The sequence below is a fragment of the Mesorhizobium sp. M0923 genome (assembly GCF_040319365.1).
Taxonomy (GTDB): Bacteria; Pseudomonadota; Alphaproteobacteria; order Rhizobiales; family Rhizobiaceae; genus Mesorhizobium.
This window is the reverse complement of sequence record NZ_JAMYNW010000017.1, coordinates 83,060-99,773: the sequence shown is the minus strand read 5'-3', so window position 1 is coordinate 99,773 and position 16,714 is coordinate 83,060. Positions and strand designations below refer to the sequence as shown.

General features: G+C 62.7%; 18 protein-coding genes. 7 read left to right on the top strand and 11 right to left on the bottom strand.

Features of this window, described 5'->3' with window-relative positions:
* The first annotated feature begins 56 nt into the window (after positions 1-56).
* Positions 57-932 carry a l-ornithine N(alpha)-acyltransferase gene (olsB, locus tag NKH89_RS25420; protein WP_023675251.1) on the top strand — a complete coding sequence of 292 codons (876 nt, stop codon included), beginning with the start codon at positions 57-59 and terminating at the stop codon, positions 930-932.
* A 9-nt stretch (positions 933-941) separates the two neighbouring features.
* Here the strand turns inward: olsB and NKH89_RS25415 are convergent, their stop codons facing one another.
* Positions 942-1,574: a trimeric intracellular cation channel family protein gene (locus NKH89_RS25415; protein WP_023718946.1), complete on the bottom strand. Its 633-nt coding sequence runs from the start codon at positions 1,572-1,574 to the stop codon at positions 942-944.
* 75 nt (positions 1,575-1,649) lie between these two features.
* On the opposite strand from NKH89_RS25415, the gene NKH89_RS25410 reads away from it, so the two are divergent.
* Both NKH89_RS25410 and NKH89_RS25405 read left to right on the top strand, forming a co-directional pair.
* Complete coding sequence (locus NKH89_RS25410; protein WP_084642653.1) at positions 1,650-2,300, top strand: TetR/AcrR family transcriptional regulator; 651 nt, start codon at positions 1,650-1,652, stop codon at positions 2,298-2,300.
* 53 nt (positions 2,301-2,353) lie between these two features.
* Positions 2,354-3,133: a quercetin 2,3-dioxygenase gene (locus NKH89_RS25405; protein ID WP_352495491.1), complete on the top strand. Its 780-nt coding sequence runs from the start codon at positions 2,354-2,356 to the stop codon at positions 3,131-3,133.
* Positions 3,134-3,252: 119 nt separating this feature from the next.
* Here the strand turns inward: NKH89_RS25405 and grpE are convergent, their stop codons facing one another.
* Positions 3,253-3,888, bottom strand: coding sequence for a nucleotide exchange factor GrpE (gene grpE / locus NKH89_RS25400; protein ID WP_023675250.1), 636 nt, complete (start codon positions 3,886-3,888; stop codon positions 3,253-3,255).
* A gap of 236 nt (positions 3,889-4,124) precedes the next feature.
* Between grpE and NKH89_RS25395 the strand changes: the two genes are divergently transcribed.
* Both NKH89_RS25395 and NKH89_RS25390 read left to right on the top strand, forming a co-directional pair.
* Complete coding sequence (locus NKH89_RS25395; RefSeq protein WP_023718943.1) at positions 4,125-4,328, top strand: hypothetical protein; 204 nt, start codon at positions 4,125-4,127, stop codon at positions 4,326-4,328.
* Positions 4,329-4,449: 121 nt separating this feature from the next.
* Entirely contained in the window at positions 4,450-5,472 is a 1,023-nt protein-coding gene (locus NKH89_RS25390; RefSeq protein ID WP_023675248.1) for a fatty acid desaturase, read from the top strand.
* A 146-nt stretch (positions 5,473-5,618) separates the two neighbouring features.
* On the opposite strand, the gene NKH89_RS25385 is transcribed toward NKH89_RS25390, so the two are convergent.
* The 6 genes from NKH89_RS25385 to cysG all read right to left on the bottom strand — a co-directional run bounded on the left by NKH89_RS25385 (position 5,619) and on the right by cysG (position 11,365).
* Positions 5,619-6,239 (bottom strand): DJ-1/PfpI family protein, encoded by a 621-nt coding sequence (locus NKH89_RS25385; RefSeq protein WP_352483597.1) that lies wholly within the window; start codon positions 6,237-6,239, stop codon positions 5,619-5,621.
* Between the two features lie 137 nt (positions 6,240-6,376).
* Positions 6,377-6,913 carry a DUF934 domain-containing protein gene (locus NKH89_RS25380; RefSeq protein ID WP_023718941.1) on the bottom strand — a complete coding sequence of 179 codons (537 nt, stop codon included), beginning with the start codon at positions 6,911-6,913 and terminating at the stop codon, positions 6,377-6,379.
* 215 nt (positions 6,914-7,128) lie between these two features.
* Complete coding sequence (locus NKH89_RS25375) at positions 7,129-7,893, bottom strand: phosphoadenylyl-sulfate reductase (RefSeq protein WP_023718940.1); 765 nt, start codon at positions 7,891-7,893, stop codon at positions 7,129-7,131.
* A complete protein-coding gene (locus tag NKH89_RS25370; protein ID WP_023718939.1) occupies positions 7,868-9,538 on the bottom strand; it encodes a nitrite/sulfite reductase in 1,671 nt (556 codons plus the stop codon). Before NKH89_RS25370 ends, NKH89_RS25375 begins: the two co-directional genes overlap by 26 nt.
* Positions 9,539-9,611: 73 nt before the next feature.
* Entirely contained in the window at positions 9,612-9,917 is a 306-nt protein-coding gene (locus NKH89_RS25365; RefSeq protein WP_023718938.1) for a DUF2849 domain-containing protein, read from the bottom strand.
* Positions 9,914-11,365 (bottom strand): siroheme synthase CysG, encoded by a 1,452-nt coding sequence (gene cysG, locus NKH89_RS25360; RefSeq protein WP_352592662.1) that lies wholly within the window; start codon positions 11,363-11,365, stop codon positions 9,914-9,916. Before cysG ends, NKH89_RS25365 begins: the two co-directional genes overlap by 4 nt.
* A gap of 441 nt (positions 11,366-11,806) precedes the next feature.
* Here cysG and NKH89_RS25355 point away from each other — a divergent pair, with 441 nt between their 5' ends.
* Positions 11,807-12,256, top strand: a complete 450-nt coding sequence (locus tag NKH89_RS25355) for a baeRF12 domain-containing protein (protein WP_023718936.1) — start codon at positions 11,807-11,809, stop codon at positions 12,254-12,256.
* Positions 12,257-12,674: 418 nt separating this feature from the next.
* Here the strand turns inward: NKH89_RS25355 and NKH89_RS25350 are convergent, their stop codons facing one another.
* Complete coding sequence (locus NKH89_RS25350; protein WP_023718935.1) at positions 12,675-13,172, bottom strand: GNAT family N-acetyltransferase; 498 nt, start codon at positions 13,170-13,172, stop codon at positions 12,675-12,677.
* Between the two features lie 451 nt (positions 13,173-13,623).
* Here NKH89_RS25350 and NKH89_RS25345 point away from each other — a divergent pair, with 451 nt between their 5' ends.
* Entirely contained in the window at positions 13,624-15,396 is a 1,773-nt protein-coding gene (locus NKH89_RS25345) for a cation:proton antiporter domain-containing protein (protein ID WP_352495496.1), read from the top strand.
* Positions 15,397-15,510: 114 nt separating this feature from the next.
* Here NKH89_RS25345 and NKH89_RS25340 read toward each other — a convergent pair whose 3' ends face one another.
* Positions 15,511-16,263: an SDR family NAD(P)-dependent oxidoreductase gene (locus tag NKH89_RS25340; protein WP_023675240.1), complete on the bottom strand. Its 753-nt coding sequence runs from the start codon at positions 16,261-16,263 to the stop codon at positions 15,511-15,513.
* An 86-nt stretch (positions 16,264-16,349) separates the two neighbouring features.
* A complete protein-coding gene (locus NKH89_RS25335) occupies positions 16,350-16,664 on the bottom strand; it encodes a hypothetical protein (RefSeq protein ID WP_352495497.1) in 315 nt (104 codons plus the stop codon).
* Positions 16,665-16,714 lie beyond the last annotated feature (50 nt).

Here is a 16,714-nt window from a genome sequence, read left to right as displayed (position 1 = left end):
CCGTATCCCCGTGCCAAGAGGGATGGCTCGAAGGAGAATCACTCGTGCATACAGTCATGCCGGAATGTGATGCTCGGCCGAACGCCAGCGGGCCTTTGCTCGTCGGCCGGAACGCCGATGCCGTCATAAAAGGCGCATCGCTCGGCCGCATCGGCAATCTCGAAGTGCGGCTCGCCCGCAACGAGGCCGAGATCGCCGCCGCGCAGGAAGTGCGCTACCGGGTGTTCTACGACGAGCTTGGTGCCAGGAAGGACCTGTTCCAGATGCAGGACCGCCGCGATGCCGACCGCTTCGATCCCCTCTGCGACCATCTGCTGGTCTTCGATACTTCGCTTTCCGGTCCCGAGCATCGCCGCATCGTCGGCACCTACCGCCTGCTGCGGCAGGAGATTGCCGCGGCGGCGGGCGGCTTCTATTCCGAAGGCGAATTCGAGTTGACCAAGCTGATCGCGCGACATCCCGGCCAGCGCTTCCTCGAGCTCGGCCGCTCCTGCGTTCTGCCGGAATACCGCTCCAAGCGCACCATCGAGGCGCTGTGGCAAGGCATCTGGGCCTATATCAATCATTACGGCATTGGCGTGATGACCGGCTGCGCGTCGTTCCACGGCACCGTGCCGGCGGCACATGCAGAGGCGCTGACCTATCTTGCCCACCACTGCCGGACGAATTCATCGTGGGACGTGCGTGCCGTCGCCGGGCGCTATTGTTCGATGGATCTGATGCCGATCGAAGCCGTTAACACCAAGGCGGCGATCGCCGCGATGCCGCCGCTGGTCAAGGGCTATCTGCGCGTCGGCGCGCGCATCGGCGACGGTTGCGTCATCGACCGTGAATTCTCGACGGTCGACGTGTTCGTGGTGATGCCGGTCAAGGAGATCGGTGCCCGCTACGTCAATTATTATGGCGGGGAAGCGCAGCGGTTTGCAGCCTGACACCTTAAATCAGGGAATATCTTCCGGACGCCGGCCAGGCTTGCTTTTGTAGGACGGAAAGGCCCAGCCGAATTTCAGCGCGCCGCCGCGTACGCAGAAAGCCGCCATGAAACCTGCCAGGCCCGACGCAAGCGGCGGCAGTCCGGCGAAATCGCCAAGTGTGTAGAGGCCGGCGCCGGCAAGCGCTGCGGTAACGTAGATTTCCGGTCTCAGGAGCACCGAAGGCTCGCCTGTCAACAGATCGCGCAGAATGCCGCCAAGGGTTGCGGTGAGCATGCCGGTGACGATCGAAACTGCAGGTGACCCGGTGATCGTCAGCCCCTTGGCCGCGCCAATCACCGAAAATGCGGCAAGACCTATGGCGTCGAGCCAGAGCAGCAATTTGTAGCGCGACTCGAAACGATGTGCGCTGAAGAAGACGACGACCGCCACCGCCGCACAGATTAGCACATAGTCGCGGTTTCCCACCCAGAACACGGGCACGTTGAGGATGACGTCGCGAAACGTTCCGCCCCCGATGCCGGCAACGCTAGCCAGAAACAGGTAACCGATAATGTCGAGCTGTTTGCGCGAGGCGGCCAGCGCACCGGTCGCCGCGAAGACGGCGACGCCGGCATAGTCGAGAAGCTCGATCGGGTTCATGGAGGGAATAATGAAATACCGAGTGGGGAATAGCGAGTGGCTCCTGCGAATCTGGATTGACTCCAGATAAATTAAATGATTGAATTGTTCATTCAATTATTTGGGTGGACGTCTATGTCCCCTCGCCGCTACAGCATGGCTTCCCGGACTGCCGCCTTCGCCAAGACGAGGCAGCGCATTCTCGACGCGACAATCAAGCTGCACACCCAGAACGGCATCTTTGGCACGACTTGGAAGGATATCGCTACGGAAGCCGATGTCGCCGTTGGCACCGTCTACAAGCATTTTCCTACTCTGGATGACCTGGTGCCGGCGTGCGGCGAATTGCTGATGGAGCGCCTGCGTCCTCCGTCGCCCGAAGCAGTGAGGGAGATAATCGGCGACGCGACCGATCCTGAAGAACGGCTACGCCGGGTCGCCAACGAGCTGTTCGCCTTCTACCAACGTGGCGGACGGCATCTCGAAAGCGACCTGCGCGAGCGCGAGCTTCCGGCCATGCGGGAATGGGAGGAATACCTGCGACACATGGTGGCCGGATTCGTGCGTGAGGCACTGGCGCACGACGGTCCGGGCGATGATGTCGTGCAGGCAATCAGCTTTCTATTCGACTTTCCGACGTTCAACGCCATGCGGATACGCGGTATGACGGTGGACCTCGCCGTCGAAACGGCAACGACAATGGCGCTCTGCTGGCTCAAAGGCAGAGGCCGGACGAGCACGTCTTGAGCGAACAGAATGCGGGAGGCGAAACAAAGGTCAGATGGCAAAGGGAGGAAGTCATGGACACGAATGTCGTTGAAATCACTGAATTTGCATTGAAGCCCGGATTCACCGAGCAGATGTTCCTGCAGACTAGGGATGAAGTGAATGACGAGGTGCGAAAGCTCAGGGGTTTCCTCAACCGTCGCCTGCTCAAATCCGCAGGCGGCTGGACGGAGATATTCGAATGGGCGGACATGGACAGCGCCAAGGCGGCTGGCGAGGTCTGGTCCTCCCTGCCCGGCATCAAAAACTATTGCTCGATGGTGAATTCCGCCTCGATCAAGGTCGGCTACCATTCTGTGGCGGCCGTGGCTGGCGGCGAAGCTGGCAGGAGCACTCCCCACGCCTTTTGCAGTCACGCCTTGGAAGGAGAGGCGCGCTGGTGGCTTGGCTCGCTAGCGGTGATCAAGGCGACAGCGGTCCAGACCGCGGGCCAGTTCACGCTGATCGAAGTGCTCGAGAGCGAAGGTGAGGCGCCGCTGCATGTGCACCATCGCGAGGACGAGTCATTCCTGGTGATGGAAGGCGAGATCGAGTTCGAGATCGGCGGTAAGGCGATTATGGCTGGACCCGGTTCGTTTCTCTTTGGGCCACGCGATGTGCCGCACCGCTATACGGTCAAGCGTGGGCCGGCCCGGATGCTGTTCTTCTTCACGCCTGGCGGTTTCGAGGAACTTCTGAGGGCGACCAGTGTGCCCACCGCCGACAGGCGCATTCCTCCGGACGGCGAAGGAATGCCGGACATGGAGACATTCCCCGACGTGGTCCGCCGCTATGGCTGTGAACTGCTGAGCTGAGGGCAGGAAAGCCTGCACGGCGAACTGTTTGATCGCCCTGAAATCGGATAGGTTGGGGGCGGTCGATCATCCCTCACGCTTTGATGGCGGTTGCTGGCTAACGGAGCCCTACTCCCAGTTCACGCATCCTTCTCAGCCTGCTCGTTCACCGGCCCCGGCTCCACCGGCGCTTCGCTTGCCACATGCTTGGGGCCGCCCTTGGCGACGCCGACCATGGCCGGCCGCAGCACGCGCTCGCCGATCGAATAGCCGGGCTGCACGACCTGGACGACCGTGTTGGCCGGCACGTCGGGATTGGGCACCTCGAACATCGCCTGGTGGAAATTCGGATCGAATTTCTCCCCCTCGGGCTCGAGCTTCTTCACGCCGTGGCGCTCCAGCGCCGACAGCATGGCGCGCTCGGTGATCTCGACGCCGTCGATCAGCGCCTTGAAGCCGGCATCACCCGACGCCTTGGCCTCCTCCGGGATGGCATCCAGCGCACGGCGCAGATTGTCTGATACCGACAGCATGTCGCGGGCAAAATTGGCGACCGCATAGGCGCGCGCATCGTGGACGTCTCGGGCGGTGCGGCGGCGCAAATTCTCCATGTCGGCCGCCACGCGCAGCGCGCGATCCTTCAGCTCTTCGTTTTCCTTCAGTAGCCGCACAAGCGCTTCATAGTCGCCGTCGACGCCGCCTTCCCTTGGCTCCGCGGCAGCCTCGGTCTTCTCGGCTTCATCGGGCGCGCGTTCGTCTTTTGCCTGATCGCTCATCGCCGTTTCCCGTCATTTTCAAATGGTGTGGATTTGCGCCCGATATCGAGGTTTAGCGGCCAAAAATCAAGGGGCAAGCGATACTGCAGCCGCTGTTGCGGCTCGATGGCGGACGGCGCAAACCTTTCGATTTAATTCAAACTTTACCGTAACCGCCGGCTTTGCTTGCCAGGCTACTACAATGCGGGAACCATTCCTCCCTTGGAAGAGTTTCGAAGCCGACACAGGATTTTGAGATGATGCCCCGCAGGAACGGCGAAAAACGCAACGGGCTCGCCGCCGATATCCGGCGCCAGCTCGGCACCGAAGCGACCAAGCGCTTTCTGCGCACCTTGCCGGCCTTCCGCACCGAGTCCGATATTCCCGACCGTCTGAAGGAATTGCTCGACCGCCTGGACGGCGTGGAAGCCAAGGTGGTCGCAGGCGGGCGCCGTCGGTAGCGCGCCGTTGCCAGGGACGCGACCGGCAATTGTGGCCGGTTGCCATCGCGCGACGTTTACGCGCAGTAACTTTGCGTGATCTCCGTCTTGCGGCAGCGCCCTGCTCCGCCTATGTTTCATGATGAACATGATTTCCCCCGAAGCTGTGGCAAACAGCAAGCGCGCCTGGTTGAAAATCCTGTCTCGCTATAAAAAGCCCGACAGACGTCGCAGCGCTGTCGAACTCGCCATCACCCTCATCCCTTTCGCCACGTTATGGGCGCTGTCCTCGGCCGCCTATGCCTATGGCCATTGGTGGGGTCTGGTCCTCATCCTTCCGGCCGCCGGCTTTCTGGTGCGGATCTTTATGATCCAGCACGATTGCGGTCACGGCTCCTTCTTTGCCAATCGCTATGCCGACGACTGGATCGGCCGCGTCCTTGGCGTGCTGACGCTGACGCCCTACGATTGCTGGCGCCGCGCCCACGCAACCCATCACGCCAGCGCCGGCAATCTCGACGAGCGCGGCACCGGCGACATCAAGACACTGACCGTCGCCGAATACCGGCAACTGTCGTGGCGGGGCCGGCTCGCCTATCGCCTCTATCGCCATCCGCTGGTGATGTTCGGCCTTGGCCCGATATGGATTTTCATTTTCGAGCAGAGACTGCCCTTGGGCATGATGCGGGGCGGCCTCACCCCTTGGGTGTCGTCGATGTCCACCAACCTCGCCATCGCCGTCATCGCCGCTCTGCTCATCTGGTTCGTCGGCCCCGGCGCGTTCCTGGTCGTGCATCTGCCGATCGTCATTCTCGCCGGATCGGCCGGCATCTGGCTGTTCTACGTCCAGCATCAGTTCGAGGAAACGGAGTGGACAAAGGACTCCGAGTGGGAATTCCAGCACGCTGCCCTGCACGGCTCGTCCTATTACGACCTGCCACCGGTTCTGAACTGGATCACCGGCAATATCGGCGTCCACCATGTGCACCACCTCTCGGCCAAAGTGCCGTGTTACCGGCTTCCGGAAGTGCTGAGGGACTATCCGGAGTTGCGTGAGATCGGCCGCGTCACGCTTCTCGACAGCCTGCGCTGCGTCAAGCTGGCGCTATGGGACGAGAGCCGCAGCAAGCTGGTCTCGTTCCGCGAAGCGCGGATGGCCGTGTAGACGCACCGCCGCACCTAAAGCGCGTCGCGCTCGACCGGCCTCATGCGACGCGCTTTAAGTTCTTGTTTATGCATGCCGTTATCGCAAAACCGCTGCACACTTTTGCGCGACATGCATTAGGGGCGCGGCGGCTCCAAATTCCGAGCTTAAGCCGCCTGGCGTTGGTCGCGCATCAGGATCTCTCCCTGGCGGATCTCGGTGCCCAGCACTTTCAGACATTCGCGCATGAAGGCGGCAAGGCCCGGCCAGCCCTTGGCCGACACCAGATTGCCGTCGACATGGGCACCGGTCGGCGCAACATCGATATAGATGCCCCCGGCCAGCGTGACTTCCGGCTCGCAATATTGCAGCGCCGCGACTTCCCTGCCGCGCACCACGCCGTCGACCGCGATCAGGATCTGCACGCCGTGGCAGATGGTGAAGATCGGCTTGCCGGCCTCATGGAAATGCCGCACCAGCGCCTGCACGCGCTTGTCGATGCGGATATATTCCGGCCCGCGCCCGCCCGCCGCGTAGACGGCGTCGTATTCGGCCGGGTTGACCTCGGAAAACGTCTTGTTGAGGATGTAGTCGTGGCCGAGCTTTTCCGTATAGGTCTGGTGGCCTTCGAAGTCGTGCAACGAGGTCTTCAGGATGTCGCCGGCCTTCTTGTCGGGGCAAACGACATGGACCGTATGGCCCACCGCATGCATGGCCTGTTCAAAGACGAAAATCTCGTATTCCTCGCTGAACTCGCCAACGAGCATCAATATCTTCTTGCCAGCCATACCCGGTTCCTCCCTTCTGGCCACATTTATTCGGATCGCGAAATAATGGACCTATCCTAAGCCGGGGACGGGCAAAATAAAAGATCGAATCGGCAATGTGGTCCGACCAGATCGTGCTTCTGGTCCCCTGGAGCAGATCAGCTGGCGCGCACCCGCCGCCAGGAATATTTCGGGCCTTTGGCCTCCGGCTTCACCGCCGGCTGGTAGAACAGCGGCAGTCCGCCGGTGCGGCCTTGCTCGAGCCGCTTCAGCAGCACCGGGTGCGAGATCTCGAATTCGTCGAAGCCGAGGCGCAGCATGTGCGGCAGCTGGTCGATAAGCACCTGCCCGGTGGCGCGCATGGCGCCGGTGAAATGGTAACGGCTGCGCAGCAATTCGCCCTTGGAGAACGAGCGGCCGTCATTGAACGCCGGGAAGGCCAGCGCCACCAGCGACAGCTGGTCGAGCAGGCCGGCGATCTTCTCGAGCTGATCGCCGGGCTGCAGCAGCACGCCGATGCGTTCCTTCGCCGACCGCCGCACCTCCCGATCGAGGCCGAGAAACGCCTGCAGCGGCAGGATGAAGCGGCCATTGCCGACCAGCGCCTCGGCGCTTTCGGCATGAACCCACTCGTCCTCGCAAAAACCATTCGGCGTCCACAGCCGGGTGGCGTTTTCCGCTATCAATTCGCTCATCAAGAAATTCCCAAGTCCACAAGGTTCTAAAGTGCAAAACACCTCAGGGGGTGTTGAGATTCAGGTCAGGCCGAGCCGGAGCCGAAGGCGGGCGCGAAGCGACCAAACTGCGTGGCTTCCGAGAACCGGAGCGGAGCGTACTTTTGGGTACGTGAGCGCCGGAAGCGCAGGAAGCCGCCGTTTGCAGGCCGGCATCACCTGAATATCAATATATCCTAAAGTGAGGCATCGGTCAGCGACTTCTCCAGCCCCGACAAATGGATGCCGCATTCGGTCTTGGCGTGCCCGGCCCAGCGGCCACTGCGCGCGTCGTCGCCCGGCTGCACCGGCTGCGTGCAAGGGAAACAGCCGATCGACAGATAGCCATAGGCGACGAGCGGGTTTTCACGCAGCGCATGTGCGCGCATGTAGCTGGCCTGGTCTGATGTCGTCCAGTGCGCCAGCGGATTGATGCGGATGCGCGAGCCGACCGCCTCGAACACCGGAAGCGCTGCCCGGGTCGCGGCCTGGAAGCGCTTGCGTCCGGTGAACCAGGCGCGGAACGGCTCGACGCCGCGCGCCAGCGGCTCGACCTTGCGCACGTCGCAGCAGGCGTCGGTATCGGTCTCGTTCAGATTGCCGGTCGGGTCGATCCTTGCCAGCGCCGCATCGTCGGGCCTGATCACCCGGATATCGGTCAACCCGAAATCGGCGACCAGCGCGTCACGATAGCCGAGCGTTTCCTCGAAATGCTTGCCGGTGTCGAGAAAGATCACCGGCAGCGTGCGGTCGATCTCCGCGATCATGTGCAGCAGCACCGCCGAATCCGCGCCGAAGGACGAGACGGCGGCGATTTCGCCGTGAAAGAATTCCCGGGCCGACCGCTCGATAATCTCCAGCGGCTTTAGATGGCCATAGAGCGCGTCGAGACCCGCCGCTTCGGCGGCGATGCCGGCCTCGACGTCGATGATCCGGTCAAGCGGCCTTGGTTTCGCCAGCATAGAGCGCCTCCTTGAACGGCGCGGGACCGACACGGCGGTAGGCGTCGATAAATCTTTCGTTTCTGTCCAGCCGAAGCCCGAGATAGGTCTCGACGATCTGCTCGATGGCATCGGTGATCTCTTCCGAACTGAAGCCGCGGCCGATGATCTCGCCGACCGAGGTGTTCTCGTCGGCCGAGCCGCCGAGCGTCACCTGGTAGAGCTCGGCGCCTTTCTTCTCGACGCCGAGGATGCCGATATGGCCGACATGGTGATGGCCGCAGGCATTGATGCACCCGGAAATCTTCAGCTTCAATTCGCCGATCTCGCGCTGGCGCTCCAGCGAGGCGAAGCGCCGCGAGATTTCCTGTGCCACGGGAATCGAACGCGCTGTCGCCAGCGCGCAATAATCGAGGCCGGGGCAGGAGATGATGTCGCTGATCAGGTTGGAATTGGCCGTCGCCAGCCCGATATCGACAAGCGCGTCATAGACCGCCTTGAGGTCGGCACGCGCGACATGCGGCAGGATCAGGTTCTGCTCGTGACTGACGCGCAGCTCGTCGAAGGAATATTTTTCGGCAATGTCTGCGACCGCTTCCATCTGGCTGTCGGAGGCGTCGCCGGGCGTCTCGCCAATGCCCTTGAGCGAGATGGTCACCGCCGCGTAGTCGGGATGGCGATGGGTGACCACATTCTGGTCCAGCCATTCGGAAAAGCTCTTCGAGTCGAGCCGGGCAAGCTTGACCGCCTCGTCGCCTTCCGGCCGATCGACAAGCGCCGGCGGCGCGAAATAGGCGTCGATGGCGCGGATGTCTTCTTCCGGCAGCCTCAGCTCGGCGTCCTTCAACTCCTGCCATTCGGCCTCGACCTGGCGGGTGATCTCCTCGACGCCGGTCTCGTGGACCAGGATCTTGATGCGCGCCTTGAACTTGTTGTCGCGACGGCCGTAGAGGTTGTAAACGCGCAGGATCGCCGTGCAGTAGGACAACAGATCCGCTTCGGGCAGGAAGTCGCGGATCTTCTTGGCCACCATCGGCGTGCGGCCCTGGCCGCCGCCGACATAGACGGCGAAACCAAGCTCGCCGGCGGCGTTCTTCTTCAGATGCAGGCCGATGTCATGCGTCTGGATGGCGGCGCGGTCGCGCTCGGCGCCGGTCACCGCGATCTTGAATTTTCGCGGCAGGAACGAAAACTCCGGATGCACCGACGACCATTGCCGCAGGATTTCGGCATAGGGGCGCGGATCGGCAACCTCGTCGGCGGCGGCGCCGGCGAAGTGGTCGGCGGTGACGTTGCGAATGCAGTTGCCACTGGTCTGGATGGCGTGCATCTCGACGCTTGCCAGGTCCGCCAGGATCGCCGGGATGTCCGACAACGCCGGCCAGTTGAACTGGATGTTCTGGCGGGTCGTGAAATGCCCATAACCCTTGTCGTATTTGCGTGCGATGTGGCCGAGCATACGCAGTTGCTTGCTGTTCAGCGTGCCGTAGGGCACGGCGATGCGCAGCATATAGGCATGCAGCTGTAGATAGACGCCGTTCATCAGCCGAAGCGGCCGGAACTGGTCCTCGGTGATCTCGCCGGCAAGCCGCCGTGCGACCTGGTCGCTGAACTCGGCGACGCGGGCCTTGACGAAATCGTGGTCGAACTCATCGTAACGGTACATTTTCAGGTCTTTCCGGGCGCGTCCGCCCGTTATTTTCTTCGTTCGAGCACGATCGGGATCATGCTTGTGTCATCTATGCCGCGCGTGCGGCCTGCGGACGGGCCTGCTTGCCCAGATCGTGGCGGGTGGTCGGGCCGGCGGCACGGATCTTTTCGCGCAGCCGGACCGCCTCGACAGTGCCGTTGACCACAGTCACGTCGATCAGATTGACGTCGACCACCTCGTTGTCGGCGGAGGCCTTGGCGCCGATCGCCTCCAGCCGGTCCTCGGCCGCCTTGTCATGGGCGATGTCGGCATGGTCGATGATCTCGGCCCAGCCGCCATTGGCGTACCAGACGGCTATGCCGTCGGCGAGACGGTTCGCGGTCAGCACTTTCATTGGTTCACTCCTTCCGCGGCAGCACGGGCCACGCTGTCCTGCCTGTGTGCGGCCAGCGGCTCGGACCGTTCGAAATTGGCGCCGGCGACGGCGTCGCCGATGATCGTCATCACCGGGCCGCTGAGGTCGGCGCGCGCCTCCAGCGACGGCAGGTCGGCGAGCGTGCCGTGGAAACGGCGGCGGTTGGCAAGACTGGCATTCTCGACCACGGCGACGGCCGTGTCCGGCGACAGGCCGGCTTCGATCAGCCGGCCGGCGACCTCGGCGGCGACCGAGCGCCCCATATAGACGGCGACCGTCGCGCCCGAAATGGCGAGCTTTGCCCAATCGGGCAGCGAATTTCCCTTGAGGTCGTGGCCGGTGGTGAACACCATCGACGACGACACGCCGCGCAGCGTCAGCGGCAGTTCGAAATCGGCGGCGGCGGCGAAGGCCGCGGTGACGCCCGGAACCACTTCGTAGGCGACGCCGGCATCGCGAAGTGCCGCCATCTCCTCGCCGGCCCGGCCGAACACCAGCGGGTCGCCGGACTTCAGCCGCACGACGCGCTTGCCGGCGTGGCCAAGCTCGACCAGCAGCGCATTGATCTCGGCCTGGCTCTTGGAATGGCAGCCCTTGCGCTTGCCGACCGGCAGGCGTTCGGCATCGCGGCGGCCCATGGCGACGATGGCCTCCGGCACCAGCGCGTCATGGACGATCACGTCGGCTTCCATCAGCAGGCGATGGGCGCGCAGCGTCAAAAGGTCCTCGGCGCCGGGACCGGCGCCTACAAGCGCGATATGGCCCGATGCCGGTTCGTTCGAAAGCAACAGGCCGACGGCGGCATCATGCGCCTGCGAAAGCTCGCCGGCCTCCACGGCACGGGCCGGCGCGCCGCCAAAGAAATCGCTCCAGAAGCGGCGGCGGGCATTGCCCTTCGGCAGCAGCTTTTCGGCGGCGCCGCGAAACGACGCGGCAAGTGCCGCGAGCGGCCCGAGCGAGGGCGACAGCATGCGGTCGATGCGGCTGCGCAGCATCTGCGCAAGCACCGGGCCGGCACCTTCCGTGCCGATGGCAATGGCGACCGGCGCGCGGTTGACCAGTGCCGGCGTGAAGAAATCGCAGAGCTCCGGCCGGTCGACGGCATTGACCGGAATGCCCAGCCGGCGCGCATCCCCGGCAACGCGGCGGTCGAGCGCCTCATCGCCGCTGGCGGCAAACACCATCACCGCACCATTGAGATGTGCTGCATTATAGGCGTCGGCAATGTGGGTGGCGCCCGTCTCGGCGATGCAGGCCAGCAGATCGGCGCTTGCGGCATCGCTGACGATGCGCAGCACAGCGCTCGACTGAGCGAGCAGCCGCGCCTTGGCCAGCGCTTCCTCGCCGCCGCCGACGATGGCGACGGCTTCGCCCTCGACCCGCATGAAGACGGGAAAGGCATTGAGCTTAGGCTTGGCTTGCGGCATGACGAGCGGAATCCTGGAACCGTTTGCCAGTTCTACGCGGGGGCGCGAAAAACCAGAAGGCACCCACTCGCGCATCGCTTCGTAGCAGGCAATCTCTTTTCTGCAAGCATAACGGCCAAGAGAAAAATATTCCACATTCAGATGCGGAGCGGATTGAAGCTGCTGTTGCGGCCCTTGATCCGCTGCCTTTCTAGCGGCTTGCCGAGCCAGCCACAAAACAGATTTTTCCAATTTCTACCAATTTAGTAGATTAAAGCCGCCGCATGCCAGCCGAGCCATCAAAGACAGCCTGGCGCTCTCGCCGGCTCCTGTCGGAGATACCGGGTCCGAGTACCGGAACATTCACGCCTCGGCACGCGTTTGCTCTATAGGGCCAAGCCCGGTCATGCCCCTGCGGCAAAGGCCCGGCTATGGGCTTGAAAAATCAAAAAGGAGCGCCCCATGAGCAACGTCAGACTGAAACGCGGACTGTGGATCGTGGTGGCAGATGGCGAAAAGGCGCTGTTCCTCGAGAACCGTGGAGACGTCCAATATCCCGACCTTCAGGTCGTGCACGAGATGGAGCAGGAAAATCCGGCAACCCGAGAGCAAGGCACGGACCGCCCCGGCCGCTACAGCGACGGCCCTTCCGTCCACCGCAGTGCGGTCGAGGACACCGATTGGCACCGCCTTGGCAAGGAGCGTTTTGCCGACGAGATTGCCGACCGGCTCTACAAGCTCGCGCATCGCGGCACCTTCAAGGAGATCGTGCTGATCGCACCGCCGCCAGTGCTGGGCGACATGCGCCGGAAACTGCACAAGGAGGTCACCGACAAGATAACGGCCGAAATTCCAAAGACGCTGACCAACCACAGCATACCCGATATCGAGAGCCTGCTGCAGGCGACCTGATCGGGCATCGGCGGTGCGTACATTCCTTATTGATCGTGAGGCTGAAGCAGCCCAGGGCAATCGCATCAGGTTTGTGCTGCCCCTCACCCTTACCCATTCCGGGGCGAGCCGCTTGTCTCGCCCGTCCTTCGGACCCCCGTGAAAGACGGGGAGAGGGGGTTGCCAGCGTTGCGTCCAAGCCCCTTCTCCCTGTCACTTACGGGGAGAAGGTGCCGGTAGGCGGATGAGGGGCAGCGTTCCGCCCTCCCACCCCGACGCAAGGGTGAGGAGAGAAACACAAGGCGGCACGTTCACCCTCCAAGCCTCGCTCCGGAAGATGTCGAAATGGGCCTCCTTCGCCACGTTCCAATCGGTTCAAAGCTGACCGGGGGCCGGATCACGGCGACAAAACGTACTGTCGGTCGGGATGCGCCTATCGTCATTGACCGTCGAGCATCACGGCCATGCAGATGGTGTCGACATAGCGACCATCAATGCAAACACTACGCCTGAGGACACCTTCCGTAACGAAACCAGTTTTCTCATACAGCGTTATGGCCCGGCTATTATCGGCGTGCACCGAGAGTTCAACGCGAACGAAGTTTTCTTGCCGAGCCTTTTCTAAGGCGGCGGTGATAAGGCGACGGCCCAATCCTTGTCCACGATAATCGGGTATGATTCCTATCGCTAAACTTCCGCGATGAGCGTGAGATGGAAAGAAATGGCGGGTGATGTCGCACCATCCCACAACGCGGTCTCCTTCCGTCGCCACGATATGCGGGTTTCGCTGCTTAATCATATTCAAAACGAAATCGCGTGTCTCAGGAAGCGGGAACGCTTCAAGCATGGTCAGGTATTTTCGCTCCCGCGCGACAACGTCGAGAGCCGCATGGAAACTCTCAATGTGCTCTGCGGCTGTATTGGCGATTTCAACCATACTTCCTCCAAGGTTCTCCGCTTTCCCAAAGTCTTTGTCGAAGATTGTCTCATCCGCAAGCGCCCGGCTTCAAAAACGCCTGTGGCGCAGTAGGAGGCTGCCACGATCTGACAGGACACGGGTTGGCGAATCGTGCCTGATGCGTCGCACCCATCTTCCATCCCGAGGACCGCTTCGGTCTGCTAACGGATGAATCCCAGTTCTATCAATGCACAATTAGCAGCGTCTGCCTGCGCGAACGGGATAAGCCCTTTTCCGTATCAATCGCCTGCCTAGAGCAGGCCGCGCCGGGTGGCAACGCTTACCGGCTCTCTGCCTTTTGCTTCTTTGCCATCGATTTCATGGGGATTGCGGGTTGTCTCGCGACTGTCCGAGCCCCCATACTGCCGAGGCGGCGGCTTTCGGGCGGCGCACGTCCGACATGGCAATTCCTGAAGGCGCTCCATAGACAATGCCGCATGACACGCCCCTTATCGCCACCATCGTTGCCGGTCTGGGGCTGGCTTTCGTCTTCGGCGCACTTGCCAACCGTTTTCGCGTGCCGCCGCTGGTAGGCTATCTCATCGCCGGCGTTCTGGTTGGACCGAACACGCCGGGTTTCGTTGCCGATGCCGGCCTCGCCAATGAACTGGCCGAGATCGGCGTCATCCTGCTGATGTTCGGCGTCGGCCTGCATTTCTCGCTGAAGGACCTGTTGTCGGTCCGCGCCATCGCCGTGCCCGGCGCCATCGTGCAGATCGGCTTCGCGACAGCCCTTGGCGCCGGCCTCGCCTGGATGCTCGGCTGGTCGATGGGCGCCGGGCTGGTCTTCGGCCTGGCGCTTTCCGTGGCCTCGACCGTGGTGCTGTTGCGCGCGCTGCAGGAGCGGCGGCTGATCGAGACCGAGCGTGGCCGCATCGCTGTCGGCTGGCTGATCGTCGAGGATCTGGCGATGGTGCTGGCGCTGGTGCTTTTGCCGGCATTGGCCGGCGTGCTCGGCGGCCAAGAGCAGGTGGAGGTGCACTCCGGCGGTCTGCTGTCGCTGCCGGCGAGCTACGGCGTCTGGGGCGTCGTCGGCATCACACTGGCCAAGGTCGCGGCCTTTGTCGTGGTCATGCTGGTGGTCGGCCGCCGGCTTATCCCCTGGATCCTGCACTACGTCGCCCATACCGGATCGCGCGAACTGTTCCGGCTGGCGGTGCTTGCGATTGCGCTTGGCGTCGCCTTCGGCGCGGCCAAGCTGTTCGGCGTGTCGCTGGCTCTCGGCGCTTTCTTCGCCGGCATGATCATGAGCGAATCCGAGCTCAGCCATCGGGCGGCCGAGGAATCGCTGCCGCTGCGCGACGCCTTTTCCGTGCTGTTCTTCGTTTCGGTCGGCATGCTGTTCGACCCGTTCAGCCTGATCAGCAATGGCTGGCCGATCCTGGCGACGCTGGCCATCATCGTTATCGGCAAGTCGCTGGCAGCCTTCGTCATCGTCGTCGTTTTCCGCTATCCGGTCGCAACCGCGTTGATGATTTCGGCAAGCCTTGCCCAGATCGGCGAATTCTCGTTCATCCTGGCCGAACTCGGCGTCGGGCTGAAACTGCTGCCCGAACAAGGCCGCGACCTCATCCTCGCCGGCGCCATCCTGTCGATCGTCCTCAATCCGCTGATGTTTCTTGCCGCCGACCGGATGAAACCCTGGCTGGCAGCACGCGCCGGCAGGACGGCGCCGTCCGGCGAAGCAAGGCCGATCGGCCCGGCGACCGAACCCGGCCAGGTGGCTTCGGTCGCGGCGCCCGCGAAGGAGGATGGCCCGCCGCCCAGGACGAGGCTGACCGGCCACACCATCCTGATCGGCTACGGCCGCGTCGGCAGCCTCGTCGGCGCGTCGCTGAGGCAGGCCGCCCTGCCCTTCCTCGTCATCGAGGATGCCGACAAGACGTTGGCGAAGCTCAAGGCCGAAGGCGTCGAAACCGTGGCCGGCAACGCGGCGAATGGCGACGTGTTCGCCGCATCCAATCCTGAGGACGCGAAGCGGCTGATCCTGGCCATCCCCAACGCCTTCGAGGCCGGGCAGCTCGTGCTGCGCGCCCGCGCCGCCAATCCGACAATCGAGATCATCGCCCGCGCCCATTCCGATGCCGAGGTCGAGCACCTCAAGGGCCTTGGTGCCGACACCGTCATCATGGGTGAACGCGAGATCGCCCGCGGGATCGTCGAGGAGGTTTTGGCAGCACCGAAAGCGCCCACGGCAGCCTAAGCCTGCGCTGCCCCGCCAGCGTAGCGGTCAAGCCCCTTCTCCCCGTTCTTCACGGGGAGAAGGTCCCGGCAGGGGGATGAGGGGCAGCGTCAACGATTGATCAAAACCAACCGCTCAAACGTGCTGGCCGCCATTGATGTGGATTTCCGAACCGGTCACGTAAGACGCCTGCTGCGAGCACAGGAAGAAAATGATGTCGGCAACTTCCGCCGTAGTGCCCAGCCGTCTCAGCGGAATTGTCTCGACGATCTTTTCAGTGCCCGGCGACAGGATCGCGGTGTCGATCTCGCCCGGCGCAATGGCGTTGACGCGAATGCCGTGCGGGCCGAAATCATGCGCCATCTCGCGCGTCAGCGAGCCGAGTGCCGCCTTCGAGGTCGCGTAAGCGGTGCCGGCGAAAGGATGCACGCGGGTGCCGGCGATCGAGGTGACGTTGACGATCGAACCCTTGGCCGAGGCCAGCTCCTTGAACAGTCCCCGCGCCAGCATGATCGGGGCGAAGAAATTCACCTGGAAGACGTCGCGCCAGACATGCATCGGCGTGTCGATCGAGTTCATGCGGCTGTTGCCGTCCTTGAGCTTCGGCGAGATGCCGGCATTGTTGACCAGCGCGTGCAACTGGCCGCCATGCGCCTCCAGCCGGTGGCGGATCTCGGAGATGGCGATGCCGACATCCTCCTGGTCGGCGAGATCGACCTTGATGTGGTCTTCCGGGCCGGCCGGCCACGGGCAGTCCTCGGCAAAAGCCTGGCGCGAGCAGGTGATGACGCGCCAGCCTTCACGTGAAAAGCGCTTGACCGTGGCATGGCCGATGCCGCGGCTGGCGCCGGTCAGCACGATGGTTTTTCTGGTGTCGGTTTCGGCCATGTCGCGTCTCCAGTGACGTGATCTACCCGAATATCGTTACGGTGGCGAGGGCCGTGCCGACCGATGCCAAATGACAGACGATATCTTCAATAGCAGGTGGGGCATTCGTAGCGCAGTTTGAGATTTACGACGAACATGAGGAGCGCCAGCACCCAAAGAACAGTCAAGAACACGATACGATTTCTTCGCATCAAGCGTCCAAAAAGCCACGCCAGACCATACGGTATGAGAAGCCCGGCAACGAAAGCGCCTACCATTCCGCCGATCCTCTCGTCGAGAAGATATGCCGGATCAGTTCTGAGGTTGGGTGCTTGTCGGAACAAGATAGCGCTTGCTGTCATGGCAATCAGCAGCGACCATTGTTCAAAGCTCAGACGGTTAAACCTACCAACGGCTTCCATTGCTCAAGCTTCTCCGGTCAATCCTTGCTTGATCTAAGGGTGAGCACGTT

Coding starts and splice junctions, on each gene's coding strand:
- NKH89_RS25410 (WP_084642653.1), top strand. CDS start 1,650: ATGATTGAATTGTTCATTCAATTATTTGGGTGGACGTCTATGTCCCCT.
- olsB (WP_023675251.1), top strand. CDS start 57: ATGCCGGAATGTGATGCTCGGCCGAACGCCAGCGGGCCTTTGCTCGTC.
- NKH89_RS25380 (WP_023718941.1), bottom strand. CDS start 6,913: ATGAGCGAATTGATAGCGGAAAACGCCACCCGGCTGTGGACGCCGAAT.
- NKH89_RS25365 (WP_023718938.1), bottom strand. CDS start 9,917: ATGAAAGTGCTGACCGCGAACCGTCTCGCCGACGGCATAGCCGTCTGG.
- NKH89_RS25345 (WP_352495496.1), top strand. CDS start 13,624: ATGCCGCATGACACGCCCCTTATCGCCACCATCGTTGCCGGTCTGGGG.
- NKH89_RS25375 (WP_023718940.1), bottom strand. CDS start 7,893: ATGCTGGCGAAACCAAGGCCGCTTGACCGGATCATCGACGTCGAGGCC.
- NKH89_RS25405 (WP_352495491.1), top strand. CDS start 2,354: ATGGACACGAATGTCGTTGAAATCACTGAATTTGCATTGAAGCCCGGA.
- cysG (WP_352592662.1), bottom strand. CDS start 11,365: ATGCCGCAAGCCAAGCCTAAGCTCAATGCCTTTCCCGTCTTCATGCGG.
- NKH89_RS25335 (WP_352495497.1), bottom strand. CDS start 16,664: ATGGAAGCCGTTGGTAGGTTTAACCGTCTGAGCTTTGAACAATGGTCG.
- NKH89_RS25395 (WP_023718943.1), top strand. CDS start 4,125: ATGATGCCCCGCAGGAACGGCGAAAAACGCAACGGGCTCGCCGCCGAT.
- grpE (WP_023675250.1), bottom strand. CDS start 3,888: ATGAGCGATCAGGCAAAAGACGAACGCGCGCCCGATGAAGCCGAGAAG.
- NKH89_RS25415 (WP_023718946.1), bottom strand. CDS start 1,574: ATGAACCCGATCGAGCTTCTCGACTATGCCGGCGTCGCCGTCTTCGCG.
- NKH89_RS25390 (WP_023675248.1), top strand. CDS start 4,450: ATGAACATGATTTCCCCCGAAGCTGTGGCAAACAGCAAGCGCGCCTGG.
- NKH89_RS25340 (WP_023675240.1), bottom strand. CDS start 16,263: ATGGCCGAAACCGACACCAGAAAAACCATCGTGCTGACCGGCGCCAGC.
- NKH89_RS25355 (WP_023718936.1), top strand. CDS start 11,807: ATGAGCAACGTCAGACTGAAACGCGGACTGTGGATCGTGGTGGCAGAT.
- NKH89_RS25350 (WP_023718935.1), bottom strand. CDS start 13,172: ATGGTTGAAATCGCCAATACAGCCGCAGAGCACATTGAGAGTTTCCAT.
- NKH89_RS25370 (WP_023718939.1), bottom strand. CDS start 9,538: ATGTACCGTTACGATGAGTTCGACCACGATTTCGTCAAGGCCCGCGTC.
- NKH89_RS25385 (WP_352483597.1), bottom strand. CDS start 6,239: ATGGCTGGCAAGAAGATATTGATGCTCGTTGGCGAGTTCAGCGAGGAA.